The 16,344-nt window shown below is 62.9% G+C and carries 11 protein-coding genes and 1 pseudogene; 7 read left to right on the top strand and 5 right to left on the bottom strand.

Annotated features, from left to right (window positions below):
* Positions 1-183: 183 nt before the first annotated feature.
* The gene (locus ASE52_RS03720; RefSeq protein WP_057225166.1) at positions 184-666 is read left to right on the top strand and encodes a GreA/GreB family elongation factor; all 483 of its coding nucleotides are present in this window, start codon (positions 184-186) and stop codon (positions 664-666) included.
* 375 nt (positions 667-1,041) lie between these two features.
* Here ASE52_RS03720 and ASE52_RS03715 read toward each other — a convergent pair whose 3' ends face one another.
* From ASE52_RS03715 to ASE52_RS03705, 3 genes are all read right to left on the bottom strand, one after another.
* Positions 1,042-1,956 (bottom strand): hydroxymethylglutaryl-CoA lyase, encoded by a 915-nt coding sequence (locus tag ASE52_RS03715; RefSeq protein ID WP_057223892.1) that lies wholly within the window; start codon positions 1,954-1,956, stop codon positions 1,042-1,044.
* Between the two features lie 150 nt (positions 1,957-2,106).
* The gene (locus ASE52_RS03710) at positions 2,107-3,099 is read right to left on the bottom strand and encodes a tripartite tricarboxylate transporter substrate binding protein (protein ID WP_057223890.1); all 993 of its coding nucleotides are present in this window, start codon (positions 3,097-3,099) and stop codon (positions 2,107-2,109) included.
* A 91-nt stretch (positions 3,100-3,190) separates the two neighbouring features.
* Positions 3,191-4,474, bottom strand: coding sequence for a hydroxymethylglutaryl-CoA reductase, degradative (locus ASE52_RS03705; protein ID WP_057223888.1), 1,284 nt, complete (start codon positions 4,472-4,474; stop codon positions 3,191-3,193).
* A gap of 127 nt (positions 4,475-4,601) precedes the next feature.
* Between ASE52_RS03705 and ASE52_RS03700 the strand changes: the two genes are divergently transcribed.
* The gene (locus tag ASE52_RS03700) at positions 4,602-6,029 is read left to right on the top strand and encodes a PLP-dependent aminotransferase family protein (protein WP_057223885.1); all 1,428 of its coding nucleotides are present in this window, start codon (positions 4,602-4,604) and stop codon (positions 6,027-6,029) included.
* Between the two features lie 272 nt (positions 6,030-6,301).
* Positions 6,302-6,559: pseudogene (locus tag ASE52_RS26135) on the top strand (integrase); the annotation flags it as partial.
* 20 nt (positions 6,560-6,579) lie between these two features.
* On the opposite strand, the gene ASE52_RS03690 reads toward ASE52_RS26135, so the two are convergent.
* Positions 6,580-7,503, bottom strand: coding sequence for a LysR substrate-binding domain-containing protein (locus ASE52_RS03690; RefSeq protein WP_158004139.1), 924 nt, complete (start codon positions 7,501-7,503; stop codon positions 6,580-6,582).
* A gap of 225 nt (positions 7,504-7,728) precedes the next feature.
* Between ASE52_RS03690 and ASE52_RS03685 the strand changes: the two genes are divergently transcribed.
* From ASE52_RS03685 to ASE52_RS03670, 4 genes are all read left to right on the top strand, one after another.
* Positions 7,729-9,375: a carboxylesterase family protein gene (locus tag ASE52_RS03685; protein ID WP_241776911.1), complete on the top strand. Its 1,647-nt coding sequence runs from the start codon at positions 7,729-7,731 to the stop codon at positions 9,373-9,375.
* A gap of 358 nt (positions 9,376-9,733) precedes the next feature.
* Positions 9,734-10,945, top strand: coding sequence for an MFS transporter (locus tag ASE52_RS03680; protein WP_241776910.1), 1,212 nt, complete (start codon positions 9,734-9,736; stop codon positions 10,943-10,945).
* 523 nt (positions 10,946-11,468) lie between these two features.
* Positions 11,469-12,365 (top strand): hypothetical protein, encoded by an 897-nt coding sequence (locus tag ASE52_RS03675; protein WP_057223879.1) that lies wholly within the window; start codon positions 11,469-11,471, stop codon positions 12,363-12,365.
* Positions 12,362-14,749, top strand: a complete 2,388-nt coding sequence (locus ASE52_RS03670; RefSeq protein ID WP_057223877.1) for an ATP-dependent DNA helicase — start codon at positions 12,362-12,364, stop codon at positions 14,747-14,749. Before ASE52_RS03675 ends, ASE52_RS03670 begins: the two co-directional genes overlap by 4 nt.
* Positions 14,750-14,823: 74 nt before the next feature.
* Here the strand turns inward: ASE52_RS03670 and ASE52_RS03665 are convergent, their stop codons facing one another.
* Positions 14,824-16,338 carry a tripartite tricarboxylate transporter permease gene (locus tag ASE52_RS03665; protein ID WP_010461345.1) on the bottom strand — a complete coding sequence of 505 codons (1,515 nt, stop codon included), beginning with the start codon at positions 16,336-16,338 and terminating at the stop codon, positions 14,824-14,826.
* Positions 16,339-16,344 lie beyond the last annotated feature (6 nt).

Here is a 16,344-nt window from a genome sequence, read left to right as displayed (position 1 = left end):
GGGAAATCTTTGCATAGCTCAGTCTATCCCTTCGTACCTGGTGACAGGCTCCATCAATGATCTCGCCGGTAGCAGTAGGCCCTTAGCTGAAGTAAACCTGCAGCCAACAAAAGCGTCGACGGCTGGTGAAGCCCTTCACAATGAAGACCTGCTCCAATTTTTTCGAGATGCCTACTTCTCATGATGGATAAATTTTTGCTGCAGCAGCAGGTGTTGGAACAGCTCGCCGAAGACCTGCTGCAAGCCGAACAGGCAGTGCAGGCGGCCCATGAAACGGCGACCCACGAAGAAAACATCGCCGAAAACAAATACGACACATTGGGACTCGAAGCCGCCTACCTGGCCACCGGTCAAGCCCGGCGCGCCGAAGCCATCCGCCAGGCGATGGCCAATTGGCGCCGATTCCGCCCGCGCCCCTACGACGCCAGCAAAGGTATACAGCTCGGCGCGCTGGTCTGCCTGATCGATTCCGACGACAAGCAGCAACAGATCTTTCTCGGTCCCGACGGGGGCAGCATGAAGTTGTTCAGCGGCGCTCAGCTCGTTCAGGTCATTAGCAGCGAAGCCCCTTTGGGCAGGGCCATGCTAGGGAAATGCGAGGGTGATGAGGTGTCGATGCAGGTCGCTCCCATCCGACAGCAGTTTGAGGTACTGCGGGTTCAATAATCTGCAAGCCAGTTCGCGCCGAATTGGACGAGGTCAGCAGACTTTCAGGCGTCATGAACATACCGGCTGGCTGGCAAGGCCAGCAGTACTTTGAAACCGGTCCATGGGTCCGAGATGGCGCTCGCGCTTGAATGACCGCTGCGTGGCCCAGAACGTGAACTCAGGGGGCCGACATCACCGGCAGCAACTGCTGCGAAGTCGCCATCTGCATGCTGAGGACTGCTGCAGGTGAGTTCGTACATGAGGCGCCTGCAAACGGATACGCACTGTCGGCTGCAAAAGGTCCGGATTGCCGTCCGTAAAAAAGGCCGCGAGTGTTTTTGCGATAAATCTACGCCGCTCGCTGGCGTCTAGCCTACTTTCCTCGTAGCACGATCAATCAGCCGATGTTGTTGAGCAGTTGCTGGACATGGCCAGCGCCACGCGCGAAGAGGTCCCACGTCCCAATGCAGAGCTGATGTACAGCCCCGCCTGGATAAGCTTGGGCAGATCGATACCGGTCTCATGCCCCAGGCCGTGAAGCAGGTACACCACGTCCTCAGTAGCGACGTTGCCGGAAGCGCCAGTGGCGTAGGGGCAGCCTCCCAGCCCCGAAACGGAGCTGTCGAAGGTACGGAGACCCAGTTCCAGAGACGCAACAATGTTGGCAATGGCCATCCCGTAGGTATCGTGGTAGTGACCTGCCAACTGCGATGCTGGAATCACACGAATACAGGCCTCCAGCATGCGTCGTGTGGAGTTGGGGTTTCCGCGACCAATGGTGTCTCCAAGTGAGATCTCGTGGCACCCCATCTCGCTCAGCATGAGCGCCACTTCGGAGACCCTCTCGGGTGCGATGTCTCCTTTATATGGACACCCCAAGACACAAGAAACATAACCGCGTACCCGCAGCTTACTTTCAAGCGCGACCTCAATTACAGAGCGAAAGCGCTCCAAGCTCTCGCGTATCGAGCAGTTAATATTTCGCTGCGAAAACGTTTCCGAGGCAGCGCCAAAGACCGCCACTTCCTCACAGCCGGCCGCGATGGCGGCCTCCAGTCCTTTAAGGTTAGGCGTGAGCGCGCTGTAGTACAAGTTAGCCGTGCGCGGCACGCGGTGCATGACCTCCGCGCTGCCAGCCATTTGCGGCACCCATTTTGGAGATACGAAAGACGCTGCCTCGATGTGCCTGACGCCTGCATCAACCAGCCGTTCGACCAGTCCGACCTTGGTGTCCACGCTAATGGGCTGCTTCTCGTTCTGCAGACCATCTCGGGGCCCGACTTCAACAATCTTGATGTGCTCGCTCATGGGGTTTGCTGGTGCTGAAGTGGCTTGATCTACAACGGACTGCAACCGGCTTGGGGCGCCGCCCTCAAAACGGGCGTTCGCCCCGCCGAGGCGCATGCGGCACAGGTCCCCGGGGTTGTCTACCTGTGCCTTTACGCAACGGGGATGCGATCACTCGATCGCTACCTTGGCCGTTTTGACGTACTGACCCCAGCGATCGATCTCGCTGAAATAGAAATTCTGGTACGTGCGCTGGTCCATGTGCTCGACGACGAAGAACATCTTCTTGGTCTGCTCAACGATGGCAGGCTCCTTGAGGGTGGCGTCGACCGCCTGATGCACGCGCGAAATGACGTCTTCCGGCATGCCTGCCGGGCCAAAAATTCCCACCCACGGTCCTCTTTCGACATTGAGACCGATCTCTTTCAGGGTCGGAACGTCCGGAAACTCCGGCAGGCGTTGGGGCATTGAAACTGCCAGCAAGCGCAGTGTGCCGCTGCGGATGTGGGGTTCAACGGTCGACAAGACGTTGATGGAGCAGTCGACCTGTTGAGACAGTTGGGCATTGAGCAGGGGCGCGGTGCCGTTATACGGCACATGCAGGAGATCGACACTCTTCGCCACCTTGAGGGCCTCCATCATGAGGTGTCCGGAAGTGGCAGTGCTCCACGAGCCGAAGCTCATCGGGGTCTTGGCATCCTTGGCCATCTGCAGGAACTGGCTCAGGTTCTTGGCTGGGTGTGAAGCGCTCACGACCAAGGCTGCGGGGAAGAAGCCCAGCGGTGCAATGGCAACAAATTCCTTCTTGGGGTCGTATGGTGCCCTCTTCATTGCATGGGGCGCGATGGTGTGCGACTCCATTCCGCCATACACGAGCGTATAACCATCGGCCGGACTGCGCGCAGCCGCGACGCTGCCGATCGTGCCGACAGCGCCGGGGCGGTTGTCAACCACGATGGCCTGGCCGAGCCGCTTCTGAAGACTCGTGCCCATGAGACGCACGATCACATCACCGCCGCCCCCCGCTGCCCAGGGGACAATGATCTTGATCGGACGGTTGGGGAACGCAGCACTCTGGGCTAGCGTGGGAGACGCCAACGTTGACAACATTGTGGCGCCGAGGGAGCTGAGCACCGTGCGGCGCTTGAGCTGAGTTTGTGTCATTTCGATAGTCTCCAAGTTATTAGATGGGCGAAAGGTCTCACTGGCTTCGAGGTCGGCTGAATCAGCCACCCAGTCGGGAACGGTGGCTGCCTTACTTGCGGCGCAGCTCTTCGAGCAAGGCGAGCGCTCGGTCGGTGCGTACGTCATGTTCATCTGCCATGTGCTTGGCAACGATCTCGATTTCGTCACCCGCTGCCCCTGCAACCATTGCAATGTTGCGGGCGTGCAGAGCCATATGGCCGCGCTGGATCCCTTCGGTGGCCAGGGCTCGCAACGCTCCTAAGTTCTGGGCCAGGCCCACGGCGACGGCCACCTCGCCCAGCTCCTGCGCCGACTTGACGCCCATGATCTTGAGTGACAACCGGGCCAAAGGGTGTGTCTTGGTCGCGCCCCCCACCAGGCCCACTGACATGGGCATTTCAATGGTGCCGACCAGCGCGCCCTGGGTGTCTTTCTCCCAGGTCGTCAGCGAGGTGTAGCGGCCGCTTCGGCAAGCGTAGGCATGGGCGCCGGCCTCGACCGCACGCCAGTCGTTGCCGGTGGCGACGATGACAGGATCAATACCGTTCATGATGCCTTTGTTGTGTGTGGCCGCACGGTAGGGATCGATGGCAGCGAACGTGTAGGCATCGAGCACGCCTTCGATGATCTCTTCGCCGCTGCGCTCCTTGGTTTTGAGCGTCTCGGGCGTAAGCCGCACGCGGGCACGTGACAGACGCAGGTCTGCCAGGTTGGACAGGATGCGCAGCCGCACGATGCCGCCCGTGAGCTTCTCGACCAGAGGTGAAACCGACTCGGCCATGGTGTTGACGGTGTTGGCACCCATCGCGTCGCGCACGTCGACGATCAGGTGCATGACGATCATCGGACCGCGGGCCGTGTCAGGGAACACGTGGATCTCAATGTCGCGGCAGCCGCCGCCCAGGCCAATGAGCACCTTATCGCGGCTGTTGGCGACCTCCAAGATTTCATCGCGATGCTTCAGGAGCGCCAGACGGGCGCCATAGGGGTCGGTGATGCCGATGACCTGCACCTGGGCGCGCATCAGCGGCCCCGTGCTGGAGGTTTCGAAGCCGCCGCAGTCGCGGGCCAACTTGGCCATGAACGAAGCTGCGGCCACGACAGAAGGCTCTTCGACCACCATCGGCACCAGGACATCGCGACCGTTGATCTGGAAATTGCCGCCGATGCCGAACGGGAGTTCGAACGTTCCGATGACGTTCTCCACCATGCCGTTGGCGCGCTCTACGCTGAGCGCTCCGGGCTGGGTGATGAGCGCGATGTCTCCCTCGGACAGGTTGGCGATACGTGCGACATGCTCCAGTCGCTGTGCAGGGGTGAGGGAACGAAAATTCGGGAGTCGTGAATCGACCATTAGTTGCCTGCTCAGTGGTGGTTACGGTATGGGTAAACTTTAAAACCACCGTACCAAACAAGAAAGGTACAGTTTGGCCAAACAGTCTCTCTTCTGGCAAAGTTCAGCGATGTGCCATAGTTGACAAATGACAGTTGAAGGACACTCCCCGACACATCGCTCCAGATCAGCCACATTGCCCGTCTCGGTTGCAGACGGCATCGAGAGGCAGATACGCGACGGGGCCTACAAGGTCGGCGATAAATTGCCCTCGCTGCGCGAGATGGCCGAACTCCACAAGTACGCCAAGAACACGGTGGTCACGGCTTTCGAACTACTCGTTTCGCGCGGGCTGATTGAACCTCGTCGAGGTGCCGGGTACTTTGTGGTCGACAAGCCTCCATCCAAGGCGGCCGACGACGAGGCGGGAAGCTTGGGGCGAGCAAAAGACATCGTTTGGCTGATGCGTGAGCAGCTCAAGACCGAGCCTGGCGCGCTGGCAATAGCTGATGGCTTCCCGCCAGTCGAATGGCTTTCGGATGTGAGGCTGGACAAGTACCACCAGAAAGTCGTGCGCACGGGACTGGGCTCCCTGTTCCGCTATGGCAGCCGCTTCGGGTACGCGCCACTGCGAAAGCATTTGGTGCGCAAGCTCGCGGACTTTGGGATCGGTGCCGAACCCCGGCAGATCGTTTTGACGCACGGTGCCAACGAGGCGATGGACATCGTCATTCGCTATTTCGTGCCGCCCGGTGGCAAGGTTCTGGTGGACGACCCCGGCTACTACCCTTTGTTCGGCAAGTTGAAGATGGCCAGTGCTGAGGTTCTAGGCGTGCCGCGCCTGCACGATGGGCCGGACCTGGAAGCCTTGGAGCAGTTGTTGATCACCCAGCGGCCCAGGCTCTTCTTTACGCAGTCGCTTGCACACAACCCGACAGGCTCGGACCTGTCCGCAGCAAAAGCCTTTCGCGTGCTGCAACTGGCACAGAAATACGATCTACTGATCGTTGAGAACGATCCGCTTGCGGACTTCAAACCGACATCGTCGCCACGTTTGGCTTCTCTGGACCAACTTGAGCGCACGATCTACATCGGCAGCTTCTCAAAGTCGTTCTCGGCCGCGCTGCGTGTGGGTTTCATTGCTTGTGGCGCAGATTTAGCCAGTGATCTTGCCGACCTGAAAGCGCTGATCCACGTAAGTAGTTCGGAGCTTTGCGAAAGGACGGTCGATGTCATGTTGAGCGAAGGCCACTATCAGCGGCATCTGACCCGGTTGCGTAGTCGGCTCGGGGAAGCCACAGAAGGAGCACGAGCACTGTTCGAATCCGTCGGAGCGAACATCTTCGCGAAGAACGCCCAGTCCCTCTACCTGTGGGCATCCATGCCAGGGGTGGATGATTCGATGACTCTTGCAGACTCCCTGCTGCCGCACAACATACGACTGGCTCCGGGCAGGATTTTTGGCGTCGACGCCTCAGCGGCCTCCCCATGGTCGCGCTACAACGTGGGGGCAGTGATGGATCCGAGGTTTAGAAATGCCCTCCAGCGCGTGTTGATGCAATTGGGCTCACCTTAGCATCTCACGACACTGACAAGCTTTGCTGTAGTTTTTCAGTGGTTGTGAGCTCAGGGAAATGTCCCTCGCGGGTGCCGCGTGCAGGGTCGCTTGAGGCTGCATGCAGCCGCTCAGCCCGCCGTCGGCGAGCGGCTGCTCATTGCGGGAGCAGTCATTGAACGTCACCGTCGAGCGAATCTCTAAATTCAAGGCCTATCACGGCCAGCGTGGTGTGGACAACTGCAATCGAAAGGCGCATCGTCTCTGGTCCCTCAACTCAGTGGGACACCATCATGGAATCCGCCAGTGTCGCTGTACATCGCGAGCCCTGGACCAAAGGCACGATTGTTAGTCAAAAAGCACCGTTCAAGCCCAGAGACATCTGAGCGCTCCGCGTGAGATTGCAGATGGAAAACCGGGTGCGGGAGTTGGCGCTCTTCCATTTGGGAATTGACAGCAAGCTTCGCGGATGCGGCTGGGTGGCCCTCAACCTCCTTGACGTCTGCTGTGGCGATCAGGTCGGATCGCGAGCGCTGGTCATGCAACATAAGTGAATCGCCCCCGGGACGATTCAGGCCGGAGTGATTGCTGCATCTTTCATTCCCTCTTCCAGCATATCCAGAAAGCAGCGACCCGCGAGCGTGAGGTGGCGGCGCGACGGATACAGGGCGTAGATGTGCATCGCGGGGGGAACCCAGTCGGGCGCCACCTGAAGCAGTTGTCCGCTCGCGACAAAGCTGGCCGCCATGATCCTTGGAAGCTGCACAACCCCTAGCCCCTGAAGCGCCGCGTCCCGGTTCAATAGCAGGTTGTCGCTCACGAAGCGCACGTCCAGTTCGACGTCCGCGCTTTGGTTCTGGGGGCCGATTAGCGTCCAGCGCGCCGGTGACGCAGTAATGCTCCAGCCGACAGCAGCGCAGCGGGATAGTGCCAATGGCGTCTCCGGGGTGTTGAGAGCTGCAACGAGTGCTGGATTTGCGTACAAGGCATAGGGGACCGTTGCAAGCCTTCTGGCGACGAGGCTGGAGTCTGTCAGAGGCTGTGTGGTCGGCTGAATCACGAGATCCACCGTGTCATCCAAAGGGCGCAAACGCCCGTCAGTAGTTTGAAGTGACAGGGTGACGCGAGGATAGCGAGCGCTGAATTGCAGGGCTATTCGGCCAACAAGCGATGCCGCAATGGCTGCTGGGCAAGCCACCCGTAGTTGCCCCCAGGGACTCTCCAGGCTCTCACGTGCGACGGCGATAGCAGTTTGCGTTTCAGCTCGCACCACCTGGCCATGTAGAAAAATGCGTTGCCCTACATCGGTCAATTCAAACCGCCTTGCATTGCGGTGCAGTAGGGCAACCCCAAGGAATGACTCAAGAGCCGCCACGCGCCGACTCAATCGCGACTTCGGTATGCCTGTGCGCCTGCTGGCAGCGGTGAAGCCTCGTGCGTCGGCTACCTCTACAAAACTCAGAAGGTCTTCCACAGCCAGCAACACGTTGTCCATTAGGTCCATCCGTCATCGTCGTTGTGCAAATAACGCGTGCGCCTGAGGTTCAAGCTCTACCGCTGTGCAATTCCCAGCTTGCCATAGGTTGCTGCAGCCCAGACCTGCTTCGATGGGCCTGTTTTTGCAACGGGGTGTTCTATCAGTGAGTCTCGCCACCACAAGGTTGGTTACCTAGCATAAGTTTGTCAGCAACTGACATCTAGACCAACTATTCCAGGAGACATGATGACAACGCGAAGGATCTTTCTACAGGTTTCCTCCGGGGCGCTTGCCGGTTCGTTGATAGGGTGTGGCGGCGGAGGCGATGACAACCCCGTGGTGGACACCACTTCGGGCAAGTTCAGCGGAGCCGTGCTGGGTGGCACTGCGATGTACAAGGGTATCCCCTATGCGCAGCCGCCTGTTGGAGCGCTGCGGTTTCAATCGCCCAAGCCCTATGTGCCCACCACGGCCCAGGTGACCCCTGCCACAGCGTTTGGTCCTGCCAGCTTGCAGACGCTCCCTGCGAACGTGACCTGGATCTACACGCAACCTGAAGCGCAGAGCGAAGACTGTCTCACTCTCAATATCTGGGCACCTCGCGACGTCAGCAAGGCCCCCGTGATGGTGTGGCTCCATGGCGGTGCGTGGCGCACGGGCGCGACCAGCATGCCCCTGATGGACGGGCAGAGACTGGCTGAACAGGGACTGGTTGTCGTCACGGTCAACTACCGCTTGGGTGCAATGTCCAGCCTGGCCCACCCAGATTTCACAGATCCTGAAACCGGACTTGCTGCGAACTGGGGCCTGCAGGATCAGGCAGCCGCGTTGCGTTGGGTGCACGAGAATATTGCCCGGTTCGGCGGAGACCCAGGCAACGTGTGCCTCGCAGGGCAATCAGCGGGCGCAGTCAACACGGCATTGATCGCGCAGCACCCTGTCTGGAGCCAGTGGCTGCACAAAGCTGTTTTGTTCAGTTCTGCCGGCATTGCAGCGCCTGCGGGGTTCACCCTTCAAGACGCGGCCAGCTACACCGAGCTGCTGGCCACGAGCCTCAAGACGACACCTAAGGGGCTGTTGGGCATTCCTGCGGCCACATTGCACGCGGCCGAGTTGGCACTGAACGCTCAACCGCTGCCCTCTACGTTTCGGTCCGGCTTTGGCGTCAAGGCGTCGCCCGTGATGGATGGGAAGACTGTGTTCGCCGATTGGACCCGGGTGGCATGGCCCCAGCGTGTACCGGTGCTGATCACGAACACGCTCACTGAGGGGTCTTTTTTTGTTGACCTGATCGATCCAGTGACGCAGGCTTCGCTCACCGCTCCACTGCCTTCCACCATGGAGGCGCTCACGGCCCTTGTCGCGCCACTTTCTGGTTCTGCGAGTCGGGCTTCCCAGGTGATCACAGCCTACCAGGATGCGGCCCTGACAGAGGGTCGTTCCTCAGCGCCGGGCAACCTGTGGGTTGAAATCAACGGTGACAGGAACCTGCGCAACTTCTGCGTTCGCTATGCAGACAGTCTCGTGAAGCAAGGCGCAAACGTGCGATATGGAACCTTCATGCATGACTTGCCCCCCCCGGGGCGAGGCGTTCCCCATTGTGCAGAGCTGCCGTTCTTGTTCGGCACATATGGGCTTGACTACTACCGTCAAAAAGTCGGATCGGGCGCTGCAGAGCAGCAGCTCAGTCGGCATCTGATGAGCGCAGTGGCCACTTTCGCCCAAAACGGGACGGCGACTTTTGCGGATGGCACAGTCTGGCAAAGCTACGGCAGTGGCAACACAAACTCTGCACTGATTGGCTCCGGAGCGTCTTCATCCATCGCGTTTGGCACGGTGCCGAAGATCGCCCAGATGCGCGTGTGGAATGCCCTTCTGGGGTATCAATAGTTAAAAGTGCCCTAGGTCACTCGGCGGGCATTTCGGCGTGCGCCAAGGGAACCCCGAAATGCCACTCGGCGGATGGCAACGATTGCCTCTTCAGTCTGGCGCAGCGCGAGCGCGAGTGCGCCAATCGGGGCACCTGGAGGGACGCAAGGCCTACAGGCCCTTCGCGCGGCGTGGTCGGTGCGGAATGCGTCCATGTCCGCGATTCCTGAAAACACGACAGTGGGCCTGGGCCGCTCTGCCAAGGACATACCTCACCGGCGACGGCGGTGTTTCGTGGCGGCGGGGCTGCCTGCTATCGTGTGGGGGATTGCATGTCCGCCGCCCCCTTCCGTATTCAGGCCTTGAAGAAATGCGATCGTTGATTTCCTTTCCCCTGCGCGCGCCCATTGCCGTCTTTCTGGCTGGGCTCGCGGCCGCCGTGCACATCGGCAAGATTCCACCCGCCATCGGCGTGTTGCGGGATGCGTTGGGGGTCTCGCTGGTCGAAGCGGGCTTCTTGCTGTCGGCTGTCCAGCTGGCGGGCATGCTGCTCGGCGTTCTGGTGGGGGCGCTGGCCGATGGTTTTGGCCTGCGGCGCAGCATGCTGTATGGGCTGGGCGTGCTGTGTATCGCCAGCCTGGCGGGCGTGTGGGCCCGCCAGGCGGCGGACCTGCTGGCATTGCGGGCGCTGGAGGGGCTGGGTTTCCTGTGGGTTGTGCTGCCGGCGCCCAGCTTGATGCGGCAGTTGGTGCCCGCTGCCAGGCTGCCCGCCTTCATGGGGCTGTGGGGGGCCTACATGCCCGCCGGCGTTGCCCTGGCGCTTCTGGCGGGGCCGGTGGTCATGGGGCTGTGGAACTGGCAGGCTTGGTGGGGGCTGCTGGGTGTGCTGGCGGGCTGCGCGGGGCTCTGGCTGGCCCTGGCCGTTGGCCCGGATGCGCGGCGCGCCACCGTGGCGCGGCCGCGCACCGACCCGCCGCCTCCCGCGGTGGTGCTTCTGACGCGGCGGCTGCGGCTCACCCTGGCCAGTCCCGGGCCCTGGGTGGTGGCGGTGGCGTTTGGCATGTACTCCTGCCAGTGGCTGGCCGTCATCGGGTTTCTGCCCTCCATCTACATGCAGGCGGGCGTCAGCGGCGTGGCTGCGGGTGCGCTGACCGCACTGGCCTGCGCGGCCAACGTGGTGGGGAACCTGGGGGCCGGCGGCTTGATGCGGGCGGGTTGGCGCACGCACCATCTGTTGGTCATCGGTTTCGGCGGCACGGCATTGGCGACGGTGGTGGCCTTCAGCCCCTTCGCGGGCGATGGCCCGGTACTTCGTTTCGCTGCCGTGGTGACGTTTTCGGCCGTGGGCGGGATGATTCCCGCCACCTTGTTTGCCCTGGCGGTACGGCTGGCACCCAGCGAGAGTACGGTGTCCACCACGATGGGTTGGGTGCAGCAGTGCTCGGCCTGTGGCCAGTTCGTGGGGCCACCGCTTGTGGCCTGGGTGGCGGGCCTGGCGGGTGGCTGGCATTTCACCTGGGTGGTCACCGGCGTGGCTTCGGTGGTAGGCCTGGGCCTTTCTTGGTGGGTGTGCCGCCAGCGCCCGGCTTGAGCACCTGCAGCGCTCTATACATCGCTGCCGTACAAGGTGCCGCCAGCACTTGATTGCGCTACGTCACCATCATGTAGCGGTCGGCAATGAAAGCCTGGCTCGGATATACATGCCTTCATTCGGGGCGGTTGCACAGCTAGCTCAGGACTCAGGCGGATCGACAGATCAACGCGTCGGCGTCTTGCACACACGGCTTTTGGCGACAAAGCTGACCCTAGAAAACTGACTGCCAAAGGCGGCAACCGCTGTACGGCAGTCATCGTATGCCTATACGGCTGCCTGCATAAGAATGCTCACTTTTTTATAGCATATTGCGCTTACCCATAAAGCGCTAGAGGCCAATTTCTCTCAATTTTCATCCGTCTGGCGCTGCCCTAGCCGCTTGAGGGACGCGCCCCCATGGACACTGTGATTAAAATCAGTTCCCAGCCACCAGTCCCTCCACCCCATGACGGCGCTGCCCTCCCCCACCCCGTCCTCTCCACCCCCCATCCAACTCACCCGCTTCCACCGCACGCGCCTCATGCAAATCTGGCGCTCTGCGGGGTGGCCGTGCAAGGACGCGCTGGAGATTGACCTGCTGGCCGCGCAGCTGGTGGCGCTGCAGGTGTCGCCCGAGGGGTTCGAGTCGCTGCGGCTCACCGATGAAGGCATTCGCACCCTGGCCGTCGCGCGCCAGCGCAGCGTGCGGGCGCTGAGCACGCACGACCGGCTGGCGGCCAAGTTTGCCGAGCACCTGCTGGCGGCGGGGCGGATCGTGTGGCGGGAGTTATCGCTGCGCGCGGTGGTGGATGGGCCGGCGCCGAAGCCGCCTGCCAACCCGCTGGATACCGCCGCGGCCACCGCGCCCACCGGCAGCAACAGCAACATCAGCAGCACTACCCAGCGCCACAGCACCCCGCTGTGGAGCGAAGACGCCGACACCCCCGCCACCCGCGCCGCGGCCAACGTATGGCGCATGGCGCGGCCCGATCTCTTCTCGGTGCGCAACACCACGGTGCCGGCGTACCTGCAGCCGATGGTGCACGAGGTCAAGGCGAGCCGGGCCGACCTGCTGTCGGACCTGCGGCACGACGCCAAGCGGCAGGCCTACCAGTGGCTGTGCGAGGAGTGCTATTACGTGTTCCCCGCGGGCGTGGCCGAGGCCGATGAGATCCCCGAGCACTTTGGCGTGTGGGTGCTGCACGGCGGGCTGGACGATGGCGATGGGGGCCGCTTTGAGCTGCTGCGGCCCGCGCGGCATGCCAGCTGCGCCCTGCCCTTTGCGGTGTGGATGGCGCTGTGCAAGGCCACGCCAATGCGCAGCGAGGCGGAACTGGCGCAGGCGCACCTGGGTGAGCCCGGCGCGGGCGACTCTGCGGCGGGTGAGCTGCTCCTGCCGCCCGACGACAGCGCCCCGCCCTGCACCGAGGCCCCATGACCTACACCGTGGCGGTGCGGGAGCTGTGCGAGTTCACCGCCAAGCAGGGCGACCTGGACCTGCGCTTTACCCCCGCCCCTACCGCACTCGAAGGCATGGCCGGCCATGGCGTAGTGGCCGCGCGCCGGGGCAAGGGGTACCGCGCCGAAGTGGCGCTGAGCGGCAGCTACCAGACGCTGCAGGTGCGCGGCCGTGCCGACGGCTACGACCCTGCGCTGCAACGCATCGACGAGGTCAAGACCTTCAAGGGGCGGCTCGACCGCCAGCCCGCATCACACCGCCACCTGCACTGGGCGCAGGCCAAGGTGTATGGCTGGCTGCTGTGCCAGCACGAGCAGCTGGCGCACATCGACGTGGCGTTGGTGTACTTTGACATTGGCTCGCAGAAGGAGACGGTGTTTTCCGAGCACTGCACCGCCGACGAACTGCGCGAGCACTTTGAGGCGCAGTGCCAGCGCTTTTTGGCGTGGGCCGAGCAGCAGGTGGCGCACCGCACGGCGCGCGATGCGGCGCTGGGCGCGCTGATGTTTCCGTTTGGCGGCTTTCGTGCGGGGCAGCGCCCGCTGGCCGAGGCCGTGTACAAGGCGGCCACCGGCGGCCGCTGCCTGCTGGCCCAGGCGCCCACGGGCATTGGCAAGACCATGGGCACGCTGTTCCCGCTGCTCAAGGCGGCGCCGGCGCAGCAGCTCGACAAGGTGTTCTTTCTGGCTGCCAAAACCTCGGGCCGGCAGACCGCGCTGGACGCACTGGCGCGCCTGGCCGACAGCGCGCCCACGCTGCCGCTGCGCGTGCTGGAGCTGGTGGCGCGCGACAAGGCCTGCGAGCACCCCGACAAGGCCTGCCACGGCGAGTCGTGCCCGCTGGCGCAAGGCTTTTACGACCGGCTGCCCGGGGCGCGCGCTGCGGCGCTGCAGGCTGCGCGCAGCGGTGCGGCATCGGCGGAAGTGGCCCGGGGTACGGCGGAGGCAGCGGCACCGAATGCCCCGGCCCATCACCACCACAGCGTGCCGCTGCACCAGGCGCAGGTGCGCGATGCGGCGCTGGCCCACCGGGTGTGCCCCTACTACCTCAGCCAGGAGCTGGCCCGCTGGGCCGATGTGGTGGTGGGCGACTACAACTACTACTTTGACTTTGGCGGCCTGCTGCACGGGCTGACGCAGGCCAACCAATGGCGCGCCGCATTGCTGGTGGACGAGGCCCACAACCTGGTGGAGCGCGGCCGCAAGATGTACAGCGCCGAGCTGCGCCCCGACACGCTGGCGGCGGCCCGCACATCGCCCGCTGCCAGCCACCACCCCGTGGTGAAAAAGGCGCTGGACAAGGTGCGCCGCTGCTGGGTGGCGCTCGACAAAGCGCAGGCAGCAGACTATGCCGTGTACGACGCCTTTCCGGAGGCGCTGCAGGGCGCACTGCAGCAGTGCGGCACCACACTGTCAGACCACTTTGCCGACCACCCAGCCGACCTTGATGTGGCGCTGCAGACCTTCTACTTCGAGGCGATGCACATCACGCGCCTGGCCGAGCTGCTGGACTCGAATTCGCTGGTAGACATTGCCCGGCCTGCACCGCACGCATCACATCTGTCGCGCCCGGGCAGCGCCGCCGCCAAGCCCGGCAGCGCCACGGTGTGCATCCGCAACGTCGTGCCCGCGCCCTATCTGCAGCCGCGGCTTGCGGCCGCGCACACCAGCACGCTGTTTTCGGCCACGCTGCAGCCCGCGCGCTACTACGCCGACCTGCTGGGCCTGCCCGATCAGCATGTGTGGGTGGACGTGGAGTCGCCGTTTGAGAGTGCGCAGCTCCACGTGCAGGTGGCGCGCCACATCTCCACCCGGTACGCAGACCGCCACGCATCGCTGGTGCCGATTGCCGACCTGATGGCACAGCAGTTCAACGCGCGGCCGGGCAACTACCTGGCGTTTTTCAGCAGCTACGAATACTTGCAGCAGGTGGCCGATGGGTTTGCGCAGCGACACCCGCATCTGCCGCACTGGCGCCAGTCGCGCCGCATGCTCGAAGCGGAGCAGCGGCAGTTTCTGGAGCGTTTTACCGACACCAGTGAAGGCATAGGCTTTGCCGTGCTGGGCGGCGCGTTTGCCGAGGGTATCGACCTGCCGGGCCGGCGGCTGATTGGTGCGTTTTTGGCCACGCTGGGCCTGCCGCAGGTCAACCCCGTCAACGAGCAGATTCGCCAGCGCATGCAGGCACTGTTTGGGGAAGGGTATGACTACACGTACCTCTACCCCGGGCTGCAAAAGGTGGTGCAGGCCGCAGGCCGGGTGATCCGCACGCCCAGCGACGAAGGCGTGGTGCACCTGATGGACGACCGCTTCGAGCGGGCCGAAGTGCGCATGCTGCTGCCCGGATGGTGGAAGGTGGAGTGATCTACAAAAAAAGCCGCTCGCCCTGGGGCGACCGGCCTTGCAAGACTGCGAAGCAGCCAACGGAGAGTCAATCGTCAGGTTGCGGCGGGCTCTGCCACCACCAGCTGCTTGGCCCTGCCGCGCTGGCGGAAGAACACAAAGGTCTGCCACAGGATGAATGCAACGATCAGGCTGATCAACGTGCCGCTGATGGGCCGGTTGATGAACACATCGAAGCTGCCGCGCGACAGCAGCATGGAGCGGCGGAAGTTCTCCTCCAGCATGGGGCCCAGGATGAAGCCCAGCATCAGCGGTGACGGGTCCATCTCCAGCCGCATGAAGAGGTAGCCCAGCGCCCCGAAGGCCACGGTGATGAACACGTCGTCCAGGTTGTTGTTGATGCTGTAGGTGCCGATGCAGCAGAAGAACAAAATGGCCGGGAACAACACGTTGTACGGGATCTTGAACACCGACAGCCAGTAGCGCACCAGCGGCACGTTCAGTATGAGCAAAAAGCAGTTGCCGATCCACATGCTGGCCACCAGGCCCCAGAACAGCTCAGGGTGGCCGGCGATCATGTTGGGGCCGGGCTGGATGCCCTTGATGATGAACGCGGCCATCATCAGCGCCATCACCGCGTTCTCGGGGATGCCGATGCTCATCAGCGGGATGAAGCTGGTGCGCGCGGCGGCCTCGTCGGCAGCGGCCTGGCCGGCCACGCCTTCGATGGAGCCGTTGCCGATCTCGTGCTTGTACTTGCTGACCTTCTTGTCCAGCGCGTAGGCCGCAAACTGCGCGATCACCGGGCCTCCGCCAGGCAGGATGCCCAGGATGGAGCCCACCACGCTGCCACGCAGGGCGCTGGGGATGATGCGCTTGAACTCGGGCCAGGTGGGGATGAGCTTGATCTTGCCGTTGAAGGGCGAGCGCTCTTCGCGGGCATCCAGGTTCTTGGTGATCTCGGCGATGCCAAAGCAGCCGAGCGCAATGCTCACGATCCCCACACCATCGGCCAGAAACGGCATGTCGAAGGTGAAGCGCGCCAGGCCGCTGTTGACGTCCGTACCGATCGAGCCCAGCAGCACGCCCACCATGCACATGGCCAGGCCGTTGAGCAGGCTGCCCGTGGTCACAAAACTCACGCACACAAAGCCCACCAGCATCAGCGCGCAGTAGTCTGCCGGGCCGAACAGGAAGGCCACCTCACCCAGGCTAGGGGCCAGAAACGCCAGCACCACAATGGCCACGGTGCCACCGATGAAACTGGAGACCCCCGCCGTGAACAGCGCCAGGCCCGTCTTGCCTTTGAGCGTCATCTGGTACCCATCGATACACGCCACGATGCTGCTGGCGTGCGGGATCTTCATGGTGATGGCGCTCACGCTGTCGCCGTATTGCGCCCCGTAGTAGATGCCGGCCAGCATGATGAGTGCGCCGGTGGTGTCGATGGAATACGTCAGCGGCAGCAACAGGCTGATGGTGGCCAGCGGGCCCAGGCCCGGCAGCAGTCCCACCAGGGTGCCCACGGTGCAGCCGAGGGCACAGAACATCAGGTTCTGCAGTGTGAGCGCGTGGCTGAAGCCGAACGCGAGGTTGTGGAGGACGTCCATGGTGAT

The sequence above is a fragment of the Acidovorax sp. Root275 genome, from assembly GCF_001428965.1.
Classification (GTDB): domain Bacteria; phylum Pseudomonadota; class Gammaproteobacteria; order Burkholderiales; family Burkholderiaceae_C; genus Acidovorax; species Acidovorax radicis.
This window is presented reverse-complemented; position numbering and strand designations above follow the sequence as displayed.